A 6,343-nucleotide genomic window follows, 5' to 3' on the forward strand; every position below is an offset into this window, starting at 1 on the left:
GAGGTGGTCGAAGCGGTCAGCCACGCGCTTCGAACCCGGCCAAAAGTTCGCAGAACCACCGCCCCGCCGTCAGCGAACCCAGGTCGCCGATTTCCAGCGAGGGATCGTATTCCGTCAGGTCGACCGCCTTCACCTTCGGATGCGCACCGATGACCCGGGTCGCGTCGAAGAAGTCCTGCACCGACACCCCGCCCGGACGAGCGCCCGGCGAGGCCGGCCACTGGCTCCGGTCAATGACATCAATGTCGAAGTCGACGTAGATAACCTCGCAGAGGCCTGACAGCCGCGCCAGTTCCTCGGTCACGACGGTCGCCAGTCCGCGATCCCGGCACTCGCGCGCCGTCCGGACCGATATGCCCGCCGCCTGCGCCTTCTCATGCGCCCGCCGGGTATTGGCGAAGGGTGCCAGCCCGACCTGGCTGATGCGCCGGCCATCCAGCCCGTCCTCCAGCAGCGCCTGAATCGGATTGCCGTTGGTCAGGCCCTGATCGGTGTCCCTCAAGTCGAAATGGGTGTCGAGCGTCAGGACAGCGACCCGGCCGAGGCCGCTCGCGAACGCCACCCCGTGCACCCCCGGCCGCGTGACGGCATTATTGCCGCCGATCAGGACCGTCAGCCCGCGCGCGACCTGGGCCTCGACCGCCGCCCTGATCGGCTCGAACGCGCCTGCGGGCGATACGGCTTTCAGAACCACGTCCCCGGCGTCGTGGACTCGCGTGGTCAGCTCACGGCCCGTCTCGACGTCATAGGTCGAAAACCGGGGCATGACGGCGCGAAACGCTTTGGGGCCGAGGTCGCACCGGCCGGGCGTCAACGACCGTTCGTTCAGCCCCGCGCCGATCAGCGCCACCGCCGCTTGAGGGTGATCGCCGATCAGATCAGCGACGCTTGGCCAACCGAGGGAGTCTGAGTCTTCCATGATCATGGTTTCGCAGCGTAGAGACGCGGTCATGACGACTCAACAGACCACGAGCGCGCGCCCGAACACGAGAGTGGTCCGCAGCCCTCGAGGACCCGAGAAGACGGCTCGCACCTGGGCGGCCGAAGCCGCCATGCGCATGCTGATGAACAACCTCGACCCCGAGGTCGCCGAACGTCCCGAAGACCTGGTCGTTTACGGCGGCATCGGCAAGGCCGCACGAGACTGGCCCAGCTTCGACCGCATCGTGGCCGAACTGCAGACCCTCGCGCCGGACGAGACCCTGCTGGTCCAGTCGGGCAAACCCGTCGGCGTTTTCCGCACTCATGAAGACGCCCCACGCGTCTTGATCGCCAACTCCAACCTGGTGCCAAAATGGGCCACCTGGGAGCATTTCAACGAACTCGATCGCAAGGGGCTGATGATGTACGGCCAGATGACGGCTGGCTCGTGGATCTACATCGGCACCCAGGGCATCGTTCAGGGCACCTACGAGACCTTCATGGAGGCCGGACGCCAGCACTATGGCGGCGACTGGTCGGGCAGATGGATCCTCACCGCCGGTCTCGGCGGCATGGGCGGCGCCCAGACCCTGGCGGCGACCATGGCCGGCGCGTCGTGTCTCGCCGTCGAATGCCAGCGCAGCCGTATCGAGATGCGGTTGAAGACCCGCTACCTCGATGTCCTGGCAGAGACGCTGGACGAGGCCCTGACGTTGATCGAAAAGGCCAATGCGGAAAAAAAGGTCATATCAGTCGGATTGTTGGGAAACGCGGCGGATGTTCTGCCTGAATTGGTCAAGCGCGGCGTCAGGCCGGATCTGGTTACCGACCAGACCAGCGCCCATGACCTCATCAACGGCTACCTCCCTCAAGGCTGGACCGTCGCAGAGTGGGAGGACAAACGCGTGTCCGACCCCGCCGCCGTGGAGGCTGCGGCGCGGAAATCCTGCGCCGTCCACGTCCGGGCCATGCTGGACTTCCAGTCCGCCGGCATCCCGGTCACCGACTATGGCAACAACATCCGTCAGGTCGCCTTCGACGCGGGCGTCGGAGACGCCTTCGCCTTTCCGGGGTTCGTCCCGGCCTACATCCGCCCACTGTTCTGTCGCGGCATCGGCCCCTTCCGCTGGGCCGCCCTGACCGGCGATCCCGACGACATCCGCAAGACCGACGCGGCGATGAAAACACTCTTTCCGGATGATGCCGGCTTGCACCGCTGGCTCGACATGGCCGGCGAACGTATTGCCTTCCAAGGTCTTCCGGCGCGCATCTGCTGGATCGGATTGGGCGACCGTCACCGCGCCGGGCTGATGTTTAACGCCATGGTGGCGTCAGGCGAGTTGTCGGGGCCCATCGTCATCGGCCGCGACCACCTCGACAGCGGCTCGGTCGCCAGTCCGAACCGCGAGACCGAGGCCATGATGGACGGGTCGGACGCCGTCTCCGATTGGCCCCTGCTCAACGCCCTTTTGAACACCGCCTCCGGCGCCAGCTGGGTGTCCCTGCACCACGGCGGCGGGGTCGGCATGGGTTATTCCCAGCATTCCGGCGTGGTCATCGTCGCCGACGGCACGCCCGAGGCGGCCCGGCGACTGGAACGGGTGCTGTGGAACGACCCGGCCACCGGCGTCATGCGCCACGCCGACGCCGGTTACGAGATCGCGAAAGACACTGCGCGAGAGCACGGGCTCAACCTGCCCTCGATGGGAGCTTAGGCCATGACCCATCTGACAATCGGCCACGCCCCGCTCATCCTCGCCCAGCTTCGCGCCGTCCTCGACGGCCCCTGCACCGTCGAACTCGCCCCTACCGCCTGGTCCGCCGTTGAAAGGGGCGCGGCCGTCGTCGCGGCCATCGTGGCCGAGGGGCGCACGGTCTACGGGATAAACACGGGCTTCGGCCTGCTGGCCAATACCTCCATTGCCACGGGCGATCTGGAGACCCTTCAGAAGAATCTGGTCCTCAGCCACGCCTGCGGCGTCGGGGCACTGCTGGACGAAAGCGTCACCCGCCTGCTGATGGTGCTGAAGATCGCCAGCCTGTCGAAGGGTGCCTCCGGCATTCGTCGGAGCACGCTCGAAGCCCTGATCACGTTGGTCAACGCCGACGTCCTGCCCTGCGTGCCGTCCAAGGGCTCGGTCGGCGCCTCGGGCGATCTGGCGCCTCTGGCCCACATGAGCTGCGTCCTGATCGGCGTCGGCGAGGCGCGCGCGGCCGGTGCAACCCTGTCGGCCGAAGACGCGATGGCGCGGGTCGGGATCAAGCCGCTGACCTTGGGACCAAAGGAAGGCCTGGCGCTGCTGAACGGAACCCAGTGTTCGACTGCGCTGGCGCTGGCGGGTCTGTTCGCCACGGAGGCGGCATTCGCCGGCGCCATCGCCGCCGGTGCGCTGTCTGTCGATGCACTGAAGGGATCGGACGCCCCCTTTGACGCCCGAATCCACGCCCTGCGCGGCCAACCCGGCCAGATCGACGTGGCCGCTCGTCTCCGAGCCCTCATGACCGGCTCCGGGATCCGAGACAGCCACCGTCACGATTGCTCCAAGGTGCAGGACCCTTACTCCCTGCGCTGCCAACCCCAGGTCATGGGCGCGACCTTGGACGTGATGCGTCACGCTGCGGCCACGCTGGAGCGCGAGGCCAATGCCGTGACGGACAATCCTCTGGTATTCATCGACGACGGCGATGTGATTTCCGGCGGTAACTTCCACGCTGAACCCGTTGCTTATGCAGCCGATCAGATCGCCATGGCCCTGTGTGAGATTGGCAATATCTCGGAGCGCCGCACCGCCATCCTCGTCGATCCGAAGATGAGCGACCTGCCCGCTTTTCTGGTCAAGGAGAGCGGCCTCAACTCCGGCTTCATGATCGCCCAGGTCACCGCCGCCGCTCTGGTCGCCGAGAACCGCATGGTCGCCCATCCCTGCGTGATCGACACCGTGCCCACCAGCGCCAATCAGGAAGACCACGTCTCCATGGCCACCCACGGCGCGCGCCGTCTTCTTGAGATGGCGGAAAACACGGCCACCGTCGTCGGCATCGAACTTCTCGCCGCCGCGCAGGGGCTGGAGTTCCATCGACCGCTGACCAGCTCACCGGACCTTGAGAGGGTTTTCGCCATCGTCCGCGAGGCCGCCGTCGCCTATGGCAGCGACCATTATTTCGCGCCCGACATCGCCCGCGCCACAGACGGCGTCAGGGCCGGTCGCTACCGCGCGTTCGCGGGCGACCTGCTACCGTCGGCGGCCACTACCTGACCTCCATATCAGCCCGGAATCGCAAGCGACCTCTTCGTGCAGGCATGCCTGGCCGTTTTCAGGCATCACGCCACGACGATCCTCAAGACGTCAGGTTTGGAGAGGCGCCTTCCTCAGCGCGGTCAGGTTGGCCGAGCCCGTGCACAAACAGACGGTGCGCATCTGCCGGATGACGGTCTGGAAATGGTCGACCACGGCCTCAGTCGAGACCGTCGCCGCCGCCAGGACACCGGTGGCCTGGCCAACCATGTCCGCGCCCAGCCGGATGGCCTTGGCCGCGTCGACCCCGTCCCGCACCCCGCCTGAGCCGATAATCAATGCCCTGGGGCAGACCGACCTGATGTCCGCGATCGACCGGGCGGTGGGAATACCCCAGTCGGCAAAGGCCGCGGCGTGCGCCTTGTCGGCCTCGGCCGTCGCGCGTTCACCCTCGACGGTGCCCCAGTTGGAGCCGCCGGCCCCGGCCACATCGACCGCCGCCACGCCCATGGCCAACAGCCGTTTCGCGGTAGCGGCCGACATCCCTGCCCCGGTCTCCTTGACCACCACCGGCGCGTCCAGAGCCTTGACCAGGGCCTCCAGCGCGGCGCCGACGCCCCACCAGTCCCGGTCGCCTTCGGGCTGACAGGCTTCCTGCAAAGGGTTGAGATGCACAATCAGGGCGTCGGCGGCGATCATGTCGAGGACCCGCCGCGCCTCGTCGACACCGAAACCCCGCGTCAGTTGCGCCGCGCCGATGTTGGCCAGTATGGGCGTGTCCGGCGCCTTGAGCCGCAGCGCCATGTCCAGCCCCGCGTGCCCGCCGCTTTCCAGCGCCGCGCGCTGCGACCCCACCGCCAGGGCTATGCCGAGATGCTGCGCCGCCTCGGCGAGACGCGCATTGATCGCCTCGGCCCGTGCCGGTCCGCCGGTCATCGAGCTGATCAGCAGGGGCGCCTTCAGGCGCCGGCCGAAAAAGTCCGTGCCGAGGTCGATTTTCCCGTGGTCGAGATCGGGCAGCGCCTCGTGCACGAACCGCACGTCCGCGAACCCGGTGTCCAGTCCGTGCCGCGCCTTGCCCGCGAGGATCACGTCCAGATGCTGGTCCTTGCGGGAGGTGATGTCGGTCACGTGGCGAACTCCAATGTCCCTGCGACCTTAGAGGCCCAAGGTCGCAGTTGGAACGCATCGCGACGCGGCGTAATGTACGGACCATGATTGCTGTCTGGTTCACCCTGCTCACGCTTGGCGTCTTCTTGCTCATGGAAGGTGTCGCCTGGACGACGCATCGGTACATCATGCACGGCCCCTTGGGCTGGGGCTGGCACCGCGACCATCATGAACCGCATGACAAGACGCTTGAGGTCAACGACCTTTACGGGGTCGTGGGTGCCGTCGTCGGGACGGGTCTGTTCGTTATCGCTTGGCTGACAGGCCTGTGGTGGATTCGCGCCATCGCGCTGGGAGTCACCCTGTACGGCGTCGTCTATGCCTTTGTGCATGATGGCCTCGTGCATCAGCGTTGGCCGTTCCGCTGGATGCCGCGCAACGGCTATGCCCGGCGGTTGGTGCAGGCGCACAAGCTGCACCATGCGGTTCAGACCCGCGAGGGGGCAGTATCGTTTGGCTTTGTCTTCGCGCCCAACCCACGCCGCCTGAACGCCATCCTGAAGGCCCGTCGTGCCGATCGCGCGGCGACCCCCCTCGCCTCGACCTCCGTCGAATGAGCCCTGACGCCCGCCAGGGCTTGATCGGCCTCACCCTTGCCCTGCTGATCTTCAGCGGCTGGCTCGGCCTGCACATTTGGGGCGTCTTCTTCCACCCGCTGACCGCGCCTACCGTCTTCCTAGCGCCGCTGTTGATCATGGCCCAGAGCTGGCTGGGCACGGGCATGTTCATCGTCGCGCACGATGCCATGCACGGCTCGCTCGCCCCCGGCCGTCCCCGCGTCAACGGCGTTGTCGGACAGATGTGTGTGGGGGCCTATGCCGCCTTCTCCTATCGCGCGCTCAATGTCGCCCACCACCAGCACCACCGCGCGCCCGGCACGGCCAGCGACCCCGACTTCAACGCCGACAGGCCCGAGGCATTCCTGCCTTGGTTCAAAGCCTTCTTTAACCGCTACTTCGGCCTGCGGGAGTTCTTGATCGTGACGGTGGTGCTGGCGGTCTATTTATTCGTCCTAG

The 6,343-nt window shown here is 66.8% G+C and carries 6 protein-coding genes; 4 read left to right on the forward strand and 2 right to left on the reverse strand.

Annotation, left to right across the window (positions count from 1 at the left end):
• Positions 1–16 precede the first annotated feature (16 nt).
• Positions 17–952, reverse strand: a complete 936-nt coding sequence (locus ACESMO_RS02510) for an agmatinase family protein (protein WP_372706607.1) — start codon at positions 950–952, stop codon at positions 17–19.
• On the opposite strand from ACESMO_RS02510, the gene hutU reads away from it, so the two are divergent.
• Both hutU and hutH read left to right on the forward strand, forming a co-directional pair.
• Positions 951–2,636, forward strand: coding sequence for a urocanate hydratase (gene hutU / locus ACESMO_RS02515; protein WP_372706608.1), 1,686 nt, complete (start codon positions 951–953; stop codon positions 2,634–2,636). The two genes, ACESMO_RS02510 and hutU, sit on opposite strands and share 2 nt — an antisense overlap.
• 3 nt (positions 2,637–2,639) lie before the next feature.
• Positions 2,640–4,178, forward strand: coding sequence for a histidine ammonia-lyase (gene hutH / locus ACESMO_RS02520; protein WP_372706609.1), 1,539 nt, complete (start codon positions 2,640–2,642; stop codon positions 4,176–4,178).
• A gap of 90 nt (positions 4,179–4,268) precedes the next feature.
• On the opposite strand, the gene fni is transcribed toward hutH, so the two are convergent.
• The gene (gene fni, locus ACESMO_RS02525; RefSeq protein ID WP_372706610.1) at positions 4,269–5,288 is read right to left on the reverse strand and encodes a type 2 isopentenyl-diphosphate Delta-isomerase; all 1,020 of its coding nucleotides are present in this window, start codon (positions 5,286–5,288) and stop codon (positions 4,269–4,271) included.
• A gap of 83 nt (positions 5,289–5,371) precedes the next feature.
• Here fni and ACESMO_RS02530 point away from each other — a divergent pair, with 83 nt between their 5' ends.
• Positions 5,372–5,884, forward strand: coding sequence for a sterol desaturase family protein (locus ACESMO_RS02530; protein WP_372706611.1), 513 nt, complete (start codon positions 5,372–5,374; stop codon positions 5,882–5,884).
• Positions 5,885–5,904: 20 nt separating this feature from the next.
• Positions 5,905–6,343 (forward strand): fatty acid desaturase (locus ACESMO_RS02535; protein WP_372706612.1); only part of this gene is annotated, 439 nt, incomplete at its 3' end.

The sequence above is a fragment of the Brevundimonas sp. genome (assembly GCF_041688735.1).
Lineage (GTDB): Bacteria > Pseudomonadota > Alphaproteobacteria > Caulobacterales > Caulobacteraceae > Brevundimonas.

What these genes read in the sequence shown, in the direction of transcription:
- hutH (WP_372706609.1), top strand. Translation starts at nt 2,640, where the DNA reads ATGACCCATCTGACAATCGGCCACGCCCCGCTCATCCTCGCCCAGCTT.
- ACESMO_RS02510 (WP_372706607.1), bottom strand. Translation starts at nt 952, where the DNA reads ATGACCGCGTCTCTACGCTGCGAAACCATGATCATGGAAGACTCAGAC.
- hutU (WP_372706608.1), top strand. Translation starts at nt 951, where the DNA reads ATGACGACTCAACAGACCACGAGCGCGCGCCCGAACACGAGAGTGGTC.
- ACESMO_RS02530 (WP_372706611.1), top strand. Translation starts at nt 5,372, where the DNA reads ATGATTGCTGTCTGGTTCACCCTGCTCACGCTTGGCGTCTTCTTGCTC.